Annotated in this window: 16 protein-coding genes and 1 pseudogene; all 17 read right to left on the bottom strand. The window is 61.8% G+C overall.

All coding sequences use genetic code 11. The features are described 5' to 3' along the window. Window positions 1-96: 96 nt before the first annotated feature. Window positions 97-372 (bottom strand): annotated as a pseudogene (locus Mschef_RS16330) (HepT-like ribonuclease domain-containing protein); the annotation flags it as partial. A gap of 127 nt (window positions 373-499) precedes the next feature. After that, window positions 500-1,093, bottom strand: coding sequence for a hypothetical protein (locus tag Mschef_RS16325; protein WP_081130284.1), 594 nt, complete (start codon window positions 1,091-1,093; stop codon window positions 500-502). Next, entirely contained in the window at window positions 1,090-1,446 is a 357-nt protein-coding gene (locus Mschef_RS16320) for a DUF192 domain-containing protein (protein ID WP_210772034.1), read from the bottom strand. Before Mschef_RS16320 ends, Mschef_RS16325 begins: the two co-directional genes overlap by 4 nt. Beyond that, window positions 1,439-1,645, bottom strand: a complete 207-nt coding sequence (locus Mschef_RS16315; RefSeq protein WP_081130283.1) for a ribosome modulation factor — start codon at window positions 1,643-1,645, stop codon at window positions 1,439-1,441. Before Mschef_RS16315 ends, Mschef_RS16320 begins: the two co-directional genes overlap by 8 nt. A gap of 1 nt (window position 1,646) precedes the next feature. Continuing rightward, entirely contained in the window at window positions 1,647-2,708 is a 1,062-nt protein-coding gene (locus Mschef_RS16310) for an AAA family ATPase (protein ID WP_081130282.1), read from the bottom strand. A gap of 6 nt (window positions 2,709-2,714) precedes the next feature. Further along, on the bottom strand, window positions 2,715-3,137 hold the full coding sequence (locus tag Mschef_RS16305; RefSeq protein WP_242426583.1) for a lytic transglycosylase domain-containing protein: 423 nt from the start codon (window positions 3,135-3,137) through the stop codon (window positions 2,715-2,717). Between the two features lie 69 nt (window positions 3,138-3,206). Beyond that, the gene (locus tag Mschef_RS16300) at window positions 3,207-3,566 is read right to left on the bottom strand and encodes a hypothetical protein (RefSeq protein ID WP_136256306.1); all 360 of its coding nucleotides are present in this window, start codon (window positions 3,564-3,566) and stop codon (window positions 3,207-3,209) included. Between the two features lie 5 nt (window positions 3,567-3,571). Then, on the bottom strand, window positions 3,572-4,399 hold the full coding sequence (dsbG, locus tag Mschef_RS16295) for a thiol:disulfide interchange protein DsbG (RefSeq protein WP_081130279.1): 828 nt from the start codon (window positions 4,397-4,399) through the stop codon (window positions 3,572-3,574). Between the two features lie 12 nt (window positions 4,400-4,411). Then, window positions 4,412-5,002, bottom strand: coding sequence for a hypothetical protein (locus Mschef_RS16290; protein WP_081130278.1), 591 nt, complete (start codon window positions 5,000-5,002; stop codon window positions 4,412-4,414). A 10-nt stretch (window positions 5,003-5,012) separates the two neighbouring features. Then, entirely contained in the window at window positions 5,013-5,822 is an 810-nt protein-coding gene (locus Mschef_RS16285; protein WP_136256305.1) for a peptidoglycan-binding protein, read from the bottom strand. A 69-nt stretch (window positions 5,823-5,891) separates the two neighbouring features. Continuing rightward, a complete protein-coding gene (locus Mschef_RS17475; protein WP_136256304.1) occupies window positions 5,892-6,227 on the bottom strand; it encodes a hypothetical protein in 336 nt (111 codons plus the stop codon). A 507-nt stretch (window positions 6,228-6,734) separates the two neighbouring features. Beyond that, complete coding sequence (locus Mschef_RS16275) at window positions 6,735-9,527, bottom strand: S8 family serine peptidase (protein ID WP_081130276.1); 2,793 nt, start codon at window positions 9,525-9,527, stop codon at window positions 6,735-6,737. Window positions 9,528-10,862: 1,335 nt separating this feature from the next. Next, entirely contained in the window at window positions 10,863-12,038 is a 1,176-nt protein-coding gene (locus Mschef_RS16265) for a hypothetical protein (protein WP_081130274.1), read from the bottom strand. Window positions 12,039-12,043: 5 nt separating this feature from the next. Next, window positions 12,044-12,607 (bottom strand): type 4 pilus major pilin, encoded by a 564-nt coding sequence (locus Mschef_RS16260; protein ID WP_081130273.1) that lies wholly within the window; start codon window positions 12,605-12,607, stop codon window positions 12,044-12,046. Window positions 12,608-12,649: 42 nt separating this feature from the next. After that, window positions 12,650-13,759: a type II secretion system F family protein gene (locus tag Mschef_RS16255; RefSeq protein WP_136256303.1), complete on the bottom strand. Its 1,110-nt coding sequence runs from the start codon at window positions 13,757-13,759 to the stop codon at window positions 12,650-12,652. Beyond that, complete coding sequence (locus Mschef_RS16250) at window positions 13,759-15,612, bottom strand: GspE/PulE family protein (RefSeq protein WP_081130271.1); 1,854 nt, start codon at window positions 15,610-15,612, stop codon at window positions 13,759-13,761. The genes Mschef_RS16255 and Mschef_RS16250 overlap by 1 nt, the downstream gene beginning before the upstream one ends. Continuing rightward, window positions 15,605-16,927 carry a type 4b pilus protein PilO2 gene (pilO2, locus tag Mschef_RS16245; RefSeq protein ID WP_081130270.1) on the bottom strand — a complete coding sequence of 441 codons (1,323 nt, stop codon included), beginning with the start codon at window positions 16,925-16,927 and terminating at the stop codon, window positions 15,605-15,607. The genes Mschef_RS16250 and pilO2 overlap by 8 nt, the downstream gene beginning before the upstream one ends. Window position 16,928 lies beyond the last annotated feature (1 nt).

Below are 16,928 nucleotides of genomic sequence, written 5' to 3'. Positions count from 1 at the left end.
GGTTCCATCCCATTCGGGATTCTGGTTGTGCAAGCTGGTCAGCGCGCCCTGAATCTGTGCATAGAGGCCTGGCAGATCACTCTGGATCGTCTGCTAGACGATTTCCAGATCCACCTTGTCGTAGCCGTGGGAGACGCGGTCGCGCATCGTGTACATGACCAGCCAAGGGATGTCCTCGTGCAGCGCAGCGAACTCGGCATCCACACGCTGAATGTTGTTCGACGCCTCGCCAATGATCTCGATGTTGCTGATCACGGCATCCTGCACCAGTTCGTTGCCGAGGAGCGCCAACTCGTCCATGTCGTCCGTGTAGCGCTCGATGGCCTTGAGGATGTGTCCGAGATAGTCGGGAACGCGCAGCGCCTTCGTCATACCGGAACCGCCTCAGAGAGGTCGTTGGCTCGGTAGAACCGAATTTCAGGGGGTCATGGGGCCTCAGCGTCGTGAATCCATCAGTACCATGCAGGGCGATTTGCACAAGGCCATGTCCCGCGGAAGGCTAGGCCGGGTCGGCAGCGTGGCAATGCTCGACGGTCACCAGCGGCATGTCAAGCGAATAACAGAGCAGCCATGGCGCGGCACCGTGCTCAGGGTGGTGGAGCACGTTCCGATAGACCGTCACGCGCCGTCGATGCGCTACCGAAGTATTCAAATACAGAAATTCCTGGACGGAAAGCGGAACGATGTCGCCGCTGAGAGTGACGCACACCGCCCCTTCCAGATAGGCCCGCACGAGGTCTGTGTCACACACGCCCAGTATCGGCATGTCATCGAGCATGTCGGACGCAGTGGCGAGTAACCGCTGGGAGCCTGGATCTTGGCGGATCGCCTCTTTGAGGCACTGGACCACGGCCTTGAGAGTATCGACGCTGGTCGCAAGCTCGAAATTCTCATCCTCGAGGTGACTGACTTCATCGCTTGCATCCAGACTGTCGGCGACCTCTTGCGCCCTGTCACGCTCCGCGGTGAGTTCGGCAACGACGTCGCGTTGATTCGCAATCCATGTAGCGATTGCGCCGGCATTGAACGGCAGCCCGATCTCTGCGCGGCGAGCAGCCATCTCTTGCTCAACTTCAGAGAAGTAGCCGCTCATACAGGCGATCCATCCATCCAGTCCAGTGTGCAGCCGACGTCGATGCCGAGCCTGGCGGCCTCGCCAGCCTTGAACTCGATGACGCGCCGCGCCTGGCGGCATTCGGTATTGCGCAGGGGCTTCATCGCCGGCTTGATGCGCACCACGCGGTTGTCGGCATCGAGGAACACAATGTCGATCGGGTAACGCATCCCTATGGTGTGAACCGCCTTGCAGGGGTCCAACAGCAATGCCTCGCCGGGGCCGAGCTCGGGTCGGCCGAGCAGGCCGCGGATGCGTTCCCACAGGCTGGTGCAGATCATCAGCCGCGCGATCACACGGCCACGCGCATCGAGTAGCTGGGCGTCACGCATGGCGCACCACCTTGGCATCACCAACGCGCTCGCACGTTGCAGCACACGCCTCATCGTAGCCACGCATCCATGCACGACGGAAGTCCAGCGATGACCTGTTGTCAGTTCCGTACGGACAGAACGGCGCATCACTCTGGGCAGCCTTGTATCCATTTTCGTACGCGCGCTGGTGCGCTTTGTTCTTGTAGAACCTCTCCATTTCACACTCCATCAAGCAGGAATGATTCGCCTCGCCGAGCTGAGGCCAGTTCGTCGATCCCGCCGCCAGCGTTGAGCACCAGGTCGCGCCTCAGTTCGCGGCAGCGCTCCGTGACGAAGTGCAGGTTCTCGAGGTTGAGATCAGCGATCCGCTCCGCGTAGGCCGACAGATCGTGGCCGGGCGTAAGCTCGGGTCGCAGTTCATCGCGTGCGCGATGCAGGCGCAGATCACGGGTTGGCGAAGGAATCGCGATGGCAAAGTCGAAGCGCCGCTTGATCGCCTCATCCAGCAAGCCGTAGGCGTTCGTGGCACAAACCAGCACGACGCTGGCCGGAAGACGTTCGATCTCGATCATGAGATGGTTGGTCACGCGTCGGATCTCGCCGACGTCCTCGCCGCTACCGCGCTTGATGGCAATGCCATCGAATTCGTCGATGAACAGCACGCACGGTGCGGTGCGAGCGTAGGCGAAGACCTTGTCCAGGTTCTTGCCGGTCGAGCCGAGGTAACTGTCGAGCAACCCGCCATAACGAACGACCAGGAACGGCAGGCCAAGCTCCCAGGCGAGCGCTTCGGCGAGCATTGTCTTGCCGTTCCCGGTCGGCCCGTAAAACAACACCTTGTGCCGAGGCGTGAGACCGAAAGCGGCGAGGTCATGCTGCCGAGCGTGTTCGGTGATGATGTCGCGGCATCGGCAACGGACCTGATCGGTCAGGGTTACGGCATCAAGCGCATGGCGCGGTGTGGACATCTCCACCAGGCCTTCGGGCAAGGTAGGCGGCAACCTCGCTGGCATCAACGCGCGCGCGAGCACCGTCATCAGCCTCTGCGCCACGGCAGGGTGTGTGTTCTCGATCTGCTTCGCCAGTTCCTTGCCCTGCTCCAGCGCCTTGTCGCGCTGGTTCCACACGAAGCTTTCAAAGATACGCGGCAGCAGGCTCAGATTGGCACCAGCCGCGCGCCGCCGGCGAACAGCAACTGCTGGCGCTTGCGCGGCGGATGCTTCCGCAGCACCGGCGGGGCGCTGGGCGTTTGACTGCACTTCGGTTCCATCCATGACCATTCTCCTTCAGCGTTCCAGTGCCATCACATAGCGGGCTACGCCATAGGCGTATCGAGCGCCGATCCGAGGATCGCTGGAGTTGTAGGCGCCGACGGCGCTCCACGTCACGCCCATGCGGCGCATGTTGTTGGCCAGCACCCATGCGCCAGCGGCAATGTTCGCGCAGGGAGTCCACAGCACCTGGGGCGGATACCCGAGGCGCGCCAGTTCGGCCAAGTGGCTCGAATTGATCTGCATGATCCCGATGTCATACGACCCATCGGCATCGTGATCGATGGCCAGAGGATTCATCCGCGACTCTTTCAACGCGATCGCCTCCAGCAGCACCGGGCTGATCCCGTAGTAGCGCCCCGCACTCTCGAAACACGCGCGATACGGGATCACGCTCGGCTGCGCTGCGTGCGAGGACGGCGCGGCAGAGATGGCCACGATCAAGATCGCCAGAAACCTCGCTGCGCACCGCCGTTGATGATCCATCTGCGATCCTTTCCGCGAGTCCTAGCTACGTGAGTCGATGATGGCCTTGGCCGTCATTGCGATGTCGTCGCGCAGGCACGCCATGTCGTGCCCGCGCGAATAGCGACCTGCCTGGTTCGCCGCGCCGTACTTCTTCAGGATGGCCGTGATGGCGGGTGTCGTGGCTGCCCCAGCGACGATCCGAAGATCGTCGCTGACAATCACCACCAATCGCCCCGTGGAGCGCATGCGCTTTGTCAGGATCGAGTCGATGTGGCTACAGGCCGCATCCAGGTCATCCGGGTAGTAACCAAGGACCAGCCCATCCGGAATCAATGGCGCGTCCGTCAGCCAGTTGGGCATCAAGACTTCACCGAACGATGGCAGCGTGATGGGTTTCACAGCATTCACCTGCAGGCTGCGGAAGAGCCCGAAGCGACATCCGCGACGAAACGGGCCATATCCGGCGGCAGACCGGATGCCAACTGGACAGACTTCGCGCTGGCACTGCAATAGAGCAGCGTCGGTGTACCGTGACCATCCGCTTTGGCCATCAGATTGCCATTCGCTTTCACCGCATTTGTGAGCGCAGGATCTAGCAGCCCATCGATTGGGTAGCCGCCTTCCTCATGAGCCCGGTTGAACTTTGTTTCATCCACCGCCAGCGCTTTTGCAGGGTCACGAGCCATCAGCATCGACGTGGCGCGCGCCAGCGAATCAGGCTTGATCACGCCAACCAGAACAAAACGAACGCGAACCTTTCCGGCAGTCACGTAAGGATCGATCGCCTTGTAAAGCAGATGGCAGAAGATGCAGTTCGGGTCAAAGAACGCCGTCACAATGGGCGCCTTCGGATTCGACCCGATCAGGATCGAGTGTGTCGACGGCGATGCCGCGGCCTCGAGGGCAACCGCCGGCGAGAGCAACAGGCGCTCGTCGTACATGGCCCCTTGGGTGTAGTCCTGACCCTGCAGGCCAACCAGCTCGCCGTGGATCACGACCGCCTTGCCATCCGCCGTGACCCACGCAATGTTTCGTGTTCCGTCTGGACCCTCGATCACCGCACCAGTCAGCCCGCCAGGGCCTTTGAAGGTCCGCAACACCTTGGCCAGCTTGTGGCTGGCCTGCTGCACCGCTGAATTGGCCTGCTGCTGCGTGAGGGGGTGTGCTGTCGCTGCAACGAATGGTGCAAGCACCAGAATCATCGCACCCATGACTGATTGAATACTCCGCATGACCTACTCCTTTCACCACTGAATGACGACCTCGACGCCGCTGAATCCTGCGGCATCGAGATGTTCTGAAATGATGGATCGCAAACCAACGCAGGAAGGGTCGGCTTCCTCGATCACAACCCTGTAGTTGACCACGCCGTCATCGCTGCACATGTGCGCGGCTGATGTGCAGTGCAAGTCGCCGAAGTCGATGGCCTCGCCCTGCGTACGTGGATCGCCAAGAGCGGTGCGACATGCATCCTCCGTGCAGGCACGCAATGCCTGCAGCTCATAGGGCGGCGCTGCGCCAGGCGCTTGTGTCGAGATGCCGTGGTGCCATAAGAATGCGCAGTAGGCCGCAACATCAAGCGGGTCTCCTTTGGCGACGTGCAGGATCAGATCCGCGCGACAGACGTCAAGCCAGCCATCGGACGCCCAGCCATCGCTGTATCCATACTTCCACTCGGCCTTCGCGAGTTTCTCCATCAGCGCACGCGCGAACCGTTCGACCAGTTCACGCGTGCGCGGGTGAAGACTGAGTTGCGTTTCTTGCCCAGCCGCCGAGGCATCGCTTCGAAGCAGCGATTCATCAGCAGTGGAAGGCGCATGTCCAATGTCGGCCATCGATCAAGCCTCAGCCGCCACCCTGCACTTTCAGCGCACCGCCCTTGCCGGGTCCGCCGGCGATGTGCTGTGCCTGATAGTTCTGCAGCGACTTGACCATGTTGTTGTAGCTGTCCACGAAGGCCGCCACGACCACCTTGCCTTGTGCTGTGTTCTGGTAGCCGCCGAGACCGCCGATGGCGCCACCGAACAGGGCGCCAAAGCCGCCAAAGTCGAAGTTGCGCGCGCTGCCGCTGGCGGCGGCGACCTGGATGCCGGAGCGATTGTCGTCAAGCGTCAGGATCGTGCTGGCTTCCTTCACGTTCATGCCGCCGGCGAGCAGACCGACATAGGGCACGAACGCGCCCAGCACGCCTGCCGCTACGCCGCCGGCGTTGTTGTTGGAGAACGTCACGCTCGGCACCATCGTGTAGTCAGCGGCGACCATCTGGTGCCTGTGAAAGTTTGAGCCACGGCGCAATGCGCCGGACTGCGCGAGATGGCGCTCCTCCATGGACTCATTGAAGCCCTGACCGCGGTTGACGATCATGAAACAGTTGGACTGTTGGGCAATCAAGTCCAGCACCGGCGCGGGGTCAGGCAAGCCGTAGGTCGTCGTCAGCAGCTGGTACCAAGAGTCCTGCTGGTGTTCAGCGATCGCCAAGGTGCCCAGCGGGGCTGGACAGTGGACCAGTTGCGAATTGGCGCCGCTTGAGCTGGCGCCGGCGGCCGTTCCCGATGCGGCGGTTCCACCCTGCCCCATTTGCATGGTGGCGCAGGCGCTGAGCGCCAGTGGAATGACCAGCGCCAGCAGGCGCTTCGAGTTCTTCAACATCTGCATTGCTAAATCTCCTTTTTCGCACCAGTAAGCCAGGCATGAAGACGCTTCGGCATGCGCCTCGCGCCACTGTCAATCCACCACTGAAGTAGCATCGCTGCCAGTAGACAATTCCGGCCATGGGCGCGGATAAGCCCGGTTGACACCGGGTCGTCGCGATCTAATGACGTCATTCAGTTGGACAAAAAACGCGTCATTCGAAGCGATCCACCCGACAACCCAAGGATGATCTGCAAGAAATGCTGGCGCATCGCGCTGCAACACCTCCAAGAGCTCGCGGTTTTCGTCAATTCGTTTGATCAGTCCACCAGTATTACCGCGCGTGTTGCACAGCGTCTCAATCGCCTTGAACCCTATCGCCTTGAGCCTTAGTGGAATGATCGGCGCCAGCAGGCGCTTCATTTGCATTGCGAAATCTCCTTTTGTCATTACGATGGGCTTGGCAAGCTCAAACCGAGTTACTGGTATTCCATGCCAGCGTTCTGTTCCCGGCGTCCCAATCCGCCAACCGACTAGTGCACATGCTGCACAGCCCAAGTCCGGTTTTGCGGTCCACTCGAAGCCAAGAACATCCCTCAGCGCAGGCATGCAAATCGTCGCAACCGCATTCGATACAGCTGGCCATGGCCAGACACTTTCCGCGCTCAATGTGCAACGCAGCGCCTAGCTTGCATTCTGCGGACCAGGCAGCACGAGCCAAGACCTCTGTGGCCGTGTAGTCCTCGGGGTCGTCGCCGTTGTCGCGACATAGCGCAGCAATGCAGATCTCGACATCTGCCAGAGTGAACACATGAGCATGTCCATGCGGTCCGTCCACAACGTACCCGAAGGGAATGGTCGTGCGCGGCCCGAGCCTTTCGCGCAGGCCACGAGGCGCTGCGCGAAGGCCAGCTATGCTGGCGTCCATCGGGGACATCAGAACCGCGCCTCGAGGCCGACGTTGGCGAGCTTGCTGACGTTGCTGCCGCGCGCCCGTGCCAGACCCAGGTCAATGAAGCCGGACCAGGTATGGTTGAAGCGCGTGTCGAGGTCCACGCCGCCCTCGAGTGTGTTGCGCGCGAGGTCCTGGCCTTGCGCCGTGAACGTGGCCGTCGGCGTGCCGGCGAAAGCCGCCGTGAAGCCGAGGTTCGCGCCCGACAGCACGCGCTGCCAGGCCAGCCAGCCGGACAGGCTGCTGCGGCCCAACGCCCAGTTGAAGCCCGTGCCGTAGCGCAGGCCGAGCGTGGCGTAGCTGGCGGTGTGGCTCTGCGCCGCCGCGGTGAGGCCGAAGCCGGATGCGCCCGCTTCTGTGAACGCCGCCTGGTGCAGCCGGATGCCTGTCAGATCCGCGTACGGCGTCCAGTGGCCCAGCGCGTCGCCCAGCTCCAGCGTGCCCGCCGTGATCGTGTCGCGCCGGTTGCTGGCCAGGCTCTGCAGGGAGTTGCCCAGCAGCGCCGTGCGCTCGATGTTGGCGGTGAGTCGGCCTTCGCTGGCGCGGCCCGACAGATAGACACCCTGCGCGTGACCGGCGCGGCCATAGACCGCCACGGTGTCGAGTGCGCCATCGATGCGGCCAGCGAGACCGTCCAGCGTCGCATCGAGGTGGCTGCGGCTCAGCGCGGCGCCGATCTGGATGTGGCGGGCGACGGGAACATCCACACCCGCCATCACGCCGCCCAGGTTGTCGTGCGCCGTGGCCGTGCCGGCCTGCCGCGAAGTGCCCGAGCCGCCCGTGGCCTGAATCCACACGCCCGGCCGCGTGCCATCGCCCAGCGCATTGACGCGATCGGCCAGCGTCTGATCGGTGTCGAGGGCCTGCTGTACTTCCAGCAGCCGGGTGGTCCCGTAAATCTCGCCCGAGAGGCTGGCCAGGCTCGCGTTGGCCTGCGAGGCCGTGCGCGCCGCCAGGAACTGCGCGGCGTTGGCCAGGAAGCCGGCGTGCGCAGCACGCTGCGCGGCGTTCCAGCCGTTGGCCTGTTGCAACGCACCCTGCACGCCTTGCGCCGTGGCCAGCGTGACCGCATCGACACCGGGCAACAGCGCCGAGGCCTGCGCGACGTTGCTGGCGGTGACGGTCGCGGTCAGCGCCGTGCTGCCATAGCTGAGGTTGCTCACCGTCCAGTACACGCCGGCACCGTACGTCTGCGAGCCGAAGCTGCCGGTTTCGCTGCCATAGTTGATCAGCGTCTCGGTGCTGGTCGGCGTGTAGGTCGTGGCCGGCGCGAGGATCTCGAGGATGCCGGCCAGGCTGGCACTGCCGTCCACGGTGAGCGGGTTGCCCAGCGCGATCGCGGTCGTGCTGGCGCTGTTGGCTGTGTAGTTGCCGGTGATCGTCAGGCCCTGGCCACCCACGGCGGCCTGGCTGATCAGCGTGCCGCCGGTGTTGGTCACGCTGCCATTGATCGTGCCGGGGCCGCCGAAGCTGCCGCCGTCGATCGTGACGTTGCTGGCCAGCGAGCCGGACAGCCAGAGGTTCCCAGAATCAACCGTGGTGCCGCCCGAATAGGTGTTGGCACCGCTCAGCGTCAGCGTGCCGGTGCCGCCAGTCAGCGCCAGCGAACCCGCGCCGCCGATGGCATTGCTGAAGGTGCTGGAATCGCTACCGATGTCCGCATCGAACGCGCCGAAGGCGAACTGCTCGGGGCCGTTGACCGCCGCAGCGGCGTTGACCTCGCCCCAGCCATAGGTGGCATTGGGATACGGACCCGTGCCCAGCGGCGTCGCCGTGGTCAGGATCGTGTCGGTCAGGTTGGCCGGTGAGAACCATGGGAAGGCCTGCCAGATCTGCGCCGCCACGCCGGTCACGATGGCTGTCGAGAACGACGTGCCATTGCCGCCACCGCCCGAGAACATCGTATTCGGGATGCCCAGAAACTGGACGGTGCCGGGCGCTGCGATGCACCACTCGGCGGCGTTGCCGCACTGAGCAGAAGTTGGGTCGAGCGTGGTTACCTGCCCGGCGCTGTTGACCTGAACGTTGACCACGGCCAGCCAGCCAGGCTGCAGTGCCGGGTAGTAATAAGGCGCATCGGCTTCGATATTGATGTCGCTGCTGTTGGCCGGATCGTTGCCAGTCGCCCACACAAAAAGATTCTGCGCGATGTAACCGGCGTATTCCTGATCGATCTCCTGCGCGACAACCGGCGCACCGCCTGACGCCAAGGTGCTGATCAGGGCGCCGAAACTCTGATTGAACAAGTGCACACCCAGCGCCGTCATATCCGAATAGGCGCGCGAGTAAGCAGTGCACTGGCCCGTCGAGCCATTCGGCACGCAAACCTGTGCGATATAGAGACTCGAGTCAGGGGCGACACCGCCAGGGAATCCATCGGCCGCCGAACCACCGAGAATTTGGGCCACAACGCTGCCGTGACCAACTGGATCGCTAGGCGTCGTCGTCGTCAGCGTGTTGTTCGGTCCGTAACCCTGGAACCACGTGATACGACCCTGCATGTCGGCCAGATTCGGATCGACACCGGAATCGAGAATGCCGACATTCACGCCCTTGCCGGTGTAGCCCGCCTGCTGCGCGGTAAGCGCGCCCGTCGGCACCAGGTGGTTATAGGCCGGGTAGGAGTAGACCGTCGTGGGCGGCGGCGGCGAGGGCGTGGTCGAGGGCGGCGGCGGATTGCTCGGCCGTACATTGGCACCACCGCCACCACCTGAGCAGGCAGTCAGGGAAAGCGCGAGAGCGGAAGCGATTGCGGCGGCGAGTAGACGACGATTCATGGATGCGGTTCCTTGCGATGTGTGGTTGCTGAAACGACTTCACCGAAAGAGTGAGTCAAAGCAAATAAAGCACACATTCGGGTTCTGGCAAGCCCAAACAAGGCCGCGGCTCTAAAAGGAGCCGCGGACCAGGACGTTCCTTACATCATCATGGGCAAAGACCCGCGCGCCATGTGCCACCCGTGGCGCCGGCAGGGCAGCTTGAGCCGGAATAGCTCCAGTACGAGCACGTCGTCGCGGTGATGTTGTGGGTTCGGCACGTGGCAATGCCGGATTCGGTGCTGCCACAAGTGCGCGAGCAGGTTGTGCACGTACCCGCATTGACCTGGGCCAGGGTGCATCCTGTACCACCACCCGATGTCACAGGGCAGCCTGTCGTGCTGGTGTACGAGTAATTCATGGTTCCAGTGCACTGCATAAGGCTAGTAGGGCAAACCGAGCTCGTCCCCAAACAACTTGACCCGGTAGACGTTCCTCCGGCCGGGCAGCCCGACCCGCCGCCACCAGCCCACTCTTGTGTCCAGGTGCGATACCCGGAAACGACGCCAGTCACACGGCATTGCACTGGGCATTGAACAGAGCAACTTGTGACACCACCAGAACCAACGGGTACCGGGCATGCCAGCGACGCCGCAGGCGACCAAGCGCCAGTTGTAATGACGTTGCCAGGGCATGTCGTGGTTTGAGTCGCGGTTTGCGTGAAGCTCGGTGAGCCGGACGCTGTCTCATAGCCATTCGGGCACTGGGCAGTCTGTGTGACTGTTGTCGCGCCCGGCGTGCATGTGCCGCCGTTTGGCGTGCAACCATACGCCGTCGGGTTGGCGTCAATCATCGCCACCGTCGGCGTACACGTGGCGGGCCACGTGCCGGACCCCGTGCAAGTCCTGGACGTGGCGACCAGCCCCGTATACCCGGCCGGGCAGGAATTGCTTGCACACGCCTGCGCCTGGCCTGGCGTGCATACAAAACCGCCGCCACCCACACCCCCACCGCCACCACCGGATGGCGGTAGAGGAATGGTCACGCTGCTGCTCTGTGGACCAGGGATTCCGTTGGACCAGAGTGTGCTATCGGCGCCTGGCGTCGGCTGATTGGCGACCGCGCTCATCGGCGGCGGTGGAACGGTGATGACGGGAAAGTTGCCGGTGCTGCCGGCGCCGGCGGGCGCCGCCTGCGCGAACGCCGGCACAGCGTATAGCAATGCGACCGTCAAGAAGGTCATCTTGACGATCTTATCGATGATCTTGTTCATAGTGCGCCCCTCAAGGAAAGGATTGAATCCGGATGCGTTCCGCAAGTGTCATACGCGCGGTGCCTCCGCAACGTGTTCTCTGGTCAGCGACATTTGGTCATGACCAAGATCGTCTGATCCGTCGCATTGACCGTCGAAATGGATTTGTTGAGGTTCACGAACAAGTTCGTACCATTCGACGAACCAGACAACGTGAATTTCGTTGCCTCGACGACAGGCGTGATGATCCAATTCGACCCGGAAGCCGTAACCTGAACATGGCTTTCATACAATGCATCACCATGCCCCTCTGGCGATCCAGTGCCCTGCAAAGCGACGTAAATCGCAGGCGAACTACTGCCGTTGTTGGCAAGGCTGCAGTTCGGCATCGGTACGGTGTAACTCGTGCTACCAGTCAGTACCTCGGCATTGTAGATGGCCTCCGAAGCCATCTCGTTGATACTGGTGACTTTGACGTCCGGTGTGATGGTACCACCCTTCAAATAAGCGGTTCCCGCTGTGACCGAAAGACCGTTATCGAACTGGCCAGTCCCCTGTGCATGGATGCTGCCAGAAAAGCTGCCATTGACGGCATTCTTGATCGAGAAACCGCCCATATTCAGATCAGCGAGCATCTGATTCGTGCCGTCCACGCGCAGCCAGATATCGTTGCTCGGTGAATTGTTCACGACGAGCATTACGCGGCCCAGATCCGCTGGATTAACCGCGTTGGGCGCGGCGGCCGCGGTCGCGTTGATTGGGCTGTTCGCAAAGGCTGTCAGAAACATGCCGTTGATCGGCAGCGTCTGCTGGGCCAACGCCGAAAAAACGATTTGCGCCGCCATCCGGCCCTTGCTGGTGATGCTGTTGCCTTCGGGCTGCGCCATGTACCACGTGCGCGCCTCGATGGTATTGGTGGCCGGCGTCTGTGTAATCGTCGTGGTGTACGACGGTCCCACAGCACCCGCATTGAAGCTGCAGGGCAAGTAGCCCTGCACCGGATTGGTAGCCAAGCCGCCGCAGTCCGGCGGCATCAGCCAGTTGACGCCGGCGACCGTGTAGGGGTTCCCGGGCAATGTCTGAGAACCGCCTTGAACGTTGGCGATGTAGCCGCGCAAGGCGACTCCGAACTGCGCAAGCGCAGCGCCTTGCTCGTTGGCAAGGCCGCTGTAGTAATCTTGGCGCTCGCGCTGGGCGAGTAGCACCAGCGCGAGGCCAATGATCGCCATCGCGATCACAACGCCAATCAGGGCTTGACCGTTCTGACGCGAGGGGCGCATGACGATTACCGGGTAGCCGTGAAGATGATCGGCACCTGCGCGCCGGCCGTCGACGAGCACTGCGTACCCAGGGTGGCATTGCTGACCGTCGGCACGCCGCCGGCGACGTTCTTCACGTCGGTGCCGCCCACGCTGATGGTCACGAAGTCACTCGCCACAGCCTGAACGAAGTTCGAGCACTCATCCGGCGGCACATCGTAGGTGAATGACACCGAATCGTCTGCCGCATAGGTCGTTGCCGGCGCCACGGTGATCGGGGAGCCGAAACCGGACACGATGGTGGTGCCCTGTACCAATTGCGATGGGACATCCCCGTTGTCGATGATGGTCGGCGCGGTGACGTTGGCAAAACCGTTCGGGTCGGTGTTGTACTGCTTTTGTACGGCACCGACCATCGTGGTCAGGTTCGACGCTTCGGCGTTGACGTTCTGCTCGTGACGGCCGCGGGTCGCGTAGATGATGATGCCGACCAGGGCCAGCGCGACCAGGGCAATCACGATCACATACTCGATCGAGATCTGGCCCAGAGCGCGCTTCTTCTGAGGATTGCGAATGCGATACACGTTCACTGGTGGTACTCCTTGTTGAGGGTTGGAAAGGCCATGCGTTGATTAACCTCCCGCCGCTGAGCGCATGGCGTTGACGGAAGCTTGAAGTGCATTCGAATAATCGAAAATCGAAAACAGTAGCGATGCCGCGAAAAGCCCTAGCACCAAAATCGAAAGTGTTTTCATCAGTGCGCTGATGCCGTCAATCGTCTTTTCGTAGATGACGAAATTGTCTTCCGATAGGCGCGTCATGATCGCCGTGAAGTCCTTCATCAGCGCATAGATGCGCAGTCGATCACCGGTGTCAGTCGGTAACATGCCGCCGCCAAGTGCTTCAACTTCCGTTCGACCGCCTTCGAGATCGACCAGCACGCGTTTCAGATGCTGTCGCATCCACTTCGACGCGAACGGCAACATATCCGAGGCAATCACTTTGAGAGGAATGCCAGAGCGCATCATGGCTGCAGTCGTCGAGAGGAAAAACGTTGCTTGCGAGCGCTTGTAAATCGTCCACGGGGCGAAATGGTTGTCGAACCAGCGCCGACTCAAATAGGTGAAGTTTCGAGTCCAGTTGGGTAGCGACCACCAAACCAATAGCACCAGCGCGATGACGGCCACAGCGGCATACAAGCCGTAGCTGATGACGCCCTCACCGAATGCAAAGAAATAGGGCGCGAACGACATCTGAGCAACCATTCCTTTTGTTTCACTCTTCACCAGTTCCGGCACCATGATCTTGACGACTTCGAAGATCACGCCGAGAATCACGGCGAACACCAAGCCGTTCGCAATGAGTGCTGACTTCAGTTTGGAACGCGCCTTTTGCTGGCGATCCAGCAGAGTCGAAAGCTCTCTGAACGCCATCATCAGTACGGCGGGGCCTGCCTTTTCGGCGCCAACCAGCATCACCGCCTCATTTCCTGGCACCCATGGCGCGAGCGAAGGTGCCAGCGGGTGACCACCTTTCAACTCCCGCATGACATTGCGATAGATCCGCGCAATGCGCGCCGTCCCGCGACGCCGACGCGCGATCGACTCCATCTTCTCGATGGCTTGAAACGGCGGGATGTCAGAATCCATGAAGGCCGCCATATCCGCATAGAACGCGCCACGACGTCGCAAATTAAATGCGGCGCGGTCCATCTTTTGATCAAGAGAGGATTGCTTGGCCATTACTCGAACACCGTTTCATCCAGGAAGCGGAACTCCTGTTCGACATGAACAGGTGAAGTGATGCCCTGTCGCATCTTCGACAGGGCGTGTTCGAACGCGGTGCGACCACGCATGCAATGCGGATCATTCAGATCGATCGAGGCGCGCCATTCCGTCCACAGGGCATGCGAATCGCCGACAGCAATCGCGTGCATCATCTTCGGCGTGGGGACCAGAATCTCGGCGCAAACGGTGCGGCCGACGACACCGCGGCCGTGGCACTGCTTGCACCCGATCGGGTTCTTGAAAAAGATGCCTTCGAAGTTATCGTGTGTCAGGTAACGCTGCAGACGCCAGAGGACAGCTTGATGTTCTCCTGGCGCTTTCGCGATGTGCGCCGCTGGCACTTTGCAATGCGAACACAGAACCGGCACCAGACGCTGGTAAATCAAGCCAGCGACCAAGCCGACGCTGGCCATATCCCCACGTGGCGTGCCAAGGCCAGTGAGGCGATCGTAGGCAATCGGCGCGCCATCGGAATGCAGCGTGGATACGCACAGGTGTCCTGAGCGCACTGCCTGGATGGCGAGACTAGCGGTATCTGGATCACGGATTTCACCGACCATCAAGTAGTCGGGGTCCGAGCGCATCAGGGAGCGCATCACCTCGACGAACTCGTTGACTTTCTCGCTGCCTTCGATCTTTTTCTGTCTGACAACAGATGTCTGCGAGGCCCCAGGAATGATGATTTCAACCGGCTCTTCGACGGTGCGAAGCAACTTGTTCGGCCGCTCTGCAACGACGCGCATCAGAGAATGCGCCATGCTGGTGCTCTTGCCCGAGCCGGTCGTCCCGAGGAACAAAATCAGGCCACTCGATCGTGCAAAGATGCGCTCAAGCAACTCACACTGATCATGCGAATAGCCAAGTTCCGCATGAGACTTCGGTTTCACTTCGACGCCGATCGGAATGATGCGCAGCGTGATGTAAACCCCGCTTGGCTCGATGGGAAGGCCGGCGTAGCGCAAACGCACGTCGCCCTCGGGAAAGGTGCGTGTGACCACCGCATCTTGCGTGATGCGTGGATTGAATCCATCGCCCGTTGAACCCGCGTCGACCATCGTGTTGTACATGGACAGCGCGAGCGACATCGCCTTTTCTTCCGTGAGCGAGATGGGATGCAACTCGAGATCACCGTGAATGCGGAACTTCACCTCACCCTTGCCCATGCGAATCTTGAGGTGGATGTCGCTTGCCCCGAGCTTGTAGGCTTCGTAGACAATGCGATCCCACTGGATGTGCATTTCGCCGTCGTTGGCACCCGAACGGCTCTGTACAGAGCCGCGGCGCTTCGTCCATTCAGAAAGCACCACATCCAGCACGGAGCGGTCATGTGCGACGAGCAGTCCACGTACCGCGAAGCCATCCTTCGTCGCACGGGCGTAAAGCCCGACATGCTGGTGGCCCTTCAGCGCATCTTCCGTTGTCAAGACGAAGAAGCGACGATCGCCACGCGCGATGTCAGTGCTTGAACCGAGAGCCAGCGACTCCGAAGAACTCGGACGCTCCTGCCCACCAAGCACGGCGCCGGCATCGTTCAACAGCAGATCCCACTCCGGCAGTTCAGGCACGGATCGGATATGGATGCGCCGTAGCGCCGGCGCCAGCGCTTCATACATATCCGCGCGGCTGATCAGTCGCTTCGCAACGAGGTACTCGCCCAGCAGCGTTCCTGAGAGCTTCGCCTGCGCAGCGAGTGCGTCCATCGACTCCCGCGTAAAACGCCCGGTTGCAACCAGCCGGTCGCCAAGCCGGCCCACGGCCTTGATTGGGATCACCGCGCTGTTAGTCGTTGGGAGGTTGTTGTCAGCCATGCAGGCGCTCCCACGTGACGCGCCAGGACGCCGGGACGCGGCCGAGCCCGTATGAAAATGCAAAGTTCGTCGGCGTGAATCCGCCTCGTTGCCCGCGATGCAGGATGTTGGTCAGCGCGATCCGGTCCAGGAAGAATTCGCCCTTGACGGCAGCCTCATCGAAGAACAACGGCGGCATGCCGGCTTGAGTGCCGTTGAGCTGCTGCTGCAAATTCGCGCTGAGCAGCTGGCCATCGATCTCGCCGCCATCCATCGCGAGAGGGACGGCGCCAACCCAGTCCATGAATGGCACGCGAGTCGGACGCGCCGACTGCAGCGATGCAAGCGAAATCGAGCGCAGTGGCGTATGGAGCGGCAGCGCCACGCTCAGGCTCTGCCCGTTCTGCATCATCTGGACTGCGGCCTTGCCAAAGCGCGCTTGGAGTGGTGAAAGCGCGAACGTGTGATGGCCGTCCGTCGAATAGATCGCTGTGCAGTTCTGGGGCAGGCAGTTCACGCCCTGCAGCGTCCAGCCCGCAATGAATGGAGGGAGTTCCGCGCGGGCCAAATTGAACGCATCCAGCACCCACGCACCATCGAGCGGAAGGGCGCCCACCTTGGACTGCACCGAACTGACATAGCTCTGTCTGAGCATGGCCTGTTGTTGCTGCGGCGTGATCTTGGGTTTAGGCGGGAACAAGACGTGGTAGCCAAATCCAAGCAGCACGATGCCGCCGGCCAGGATCACCAGCGGCATGACCGGCTTGCGCTCCTGCTGCACTGGGCGCAGCGGTTTGAAGCGGACGCCGTGCAACGCTTTCGTGAGATCGAATGGTTTCGACCCTTCGATCGTGGCACCTGCCCCCGCATACACGGGCAGGTCCAGGCCTTGACTCATCGTCTGCACGTTGCCGCGAATCAGCTCGCGCGTGCCGATGTGGTCCGTGTCGGGAACCACAACGCCGTTCTTGACGCCGCAGTACCAGAATTGGTTGTCCGACAGCGCAGCGATATAGAGACCATCCTGTTTCAACGCCGCAAGGCCAGCCGCGTAGGGGAACACCGCCTTCCCCGGTTTCGCGTCCTGCACGGCATAACCAATTACTCGCTCGGCGTCCGCGCGAGACCGGAACCGAAGCACGTGCGATCGCGTTTCGGAGATGGCAACATCCGACGGCGGCGCAGCGCGATGACCCACCAGTTCCGTGTAAACCACGAAGCCTTTGGAGGCAGCAGCACCGCGGTGCGCCTCGATGTCCTCGACCGCGCTGTCACGTGCAGCAATCCAGGTCAGACCGAAGGCGTAGTCGCGATCGCCAATGTGCTCGATGCGCACC

The organism is Metallibacterium scheffleri, from assembly GCF_002077135.1.
GTDB lineage: Bacteria > Pseudomonadota > Gammaproteobacteria > Xanthomonadales > Rhodanobacteraceae > Metallibacterium > Metallibacterium scheffleri.
The sequence above is the reverse complement of the archived record's forward strand: the minus strand, read 5'-3'. Positions and strand labels throughout refer to the sequence as shown.

Coding starts and splice junctions, on each gene's coding strand:
- Mschef_RS16325 (WP_081130284.1), bottom strand. CDS start 1,093: ATGAGCGGCTACTTCTCTGAAGTTGAGCAAGAGATGGCTGCTCGCCGC.
- Mschef_RS16320 (WP_210772034.1), bottom strand. CDS start 1,446: ATGCGTGACGCCCAGCTACTCGATGCGCGTGGCCGTGTGATCGCGCGG.
- Mschef_RS16315 (WP_081130283.1), bottom strand. CDS start 1,645: ATGGAGAGGTTCTACAAGAACAAAGCGCACCAGCGCGCGTACGAAAAT.
- Mschef_RS16310 (WP_081130282.1), bottom strand. CDS start 2,708: ATGGTCATGGATGGAACCGAAGTGCAGTCAAACGCCCAGCGCCCCGCC.
- dsbG (WP_081130279.1), bottom strand. CDS start 4,399: ATGCGGAGTATTCAATCAGTCATGGGTGCGATGATTCTGGTGCTTGCA.
- Mschef_RS16290 (WP_081130278.1), bottom strand. CDS start 5,002: ATGGCCGACATTGGACATGCGCCTTCCACTGCTGATGAATCGCTGCTT.
- Mschef_RS16285 (WP_136256305.1), bottom strand. CDS start 5,822: ATGCAGATGTTGAAGAACTCGAAGCGCCTGCTGGCGCTGGTCATTCCA.
- Mschef_RS17475 (WP_136256304.1), bottom strand. CDS start 6,227: ATGCAAATGAAGCGCCTGCTGGCGCCGATCATTCCACTAAGGCTCAAG.
- Mschef_RS16275 (WP_081130276.1), bottom strand. CDS start 9,527: ATGAATCGTCGTCTACTCGCCGCCGCAATCGCTTCCGCTCTCGCGCTT.
- Mschef_RS16265 (WP_081130274.1), bottom strand. CDS start 12,038: ATGCGCCCCTCGCGTCAGAACGGTCAAGCCCTGATTGGCGTTGTGATC.
- Mschef_RS16255 (WP_136256303.1), bottom strand. CDS start 13,759: ATGGCCAAGCAATCCTCTCTTGATCAAAAGATGGACCGCGCCGCATTT.
- Mschef_RS16250 (WP_081130271.1), bottom strand. CDS start 15,612: ATGGCTGACAACAACCTCCCAACGACTAACAGCGCGGTGATCCCAATC.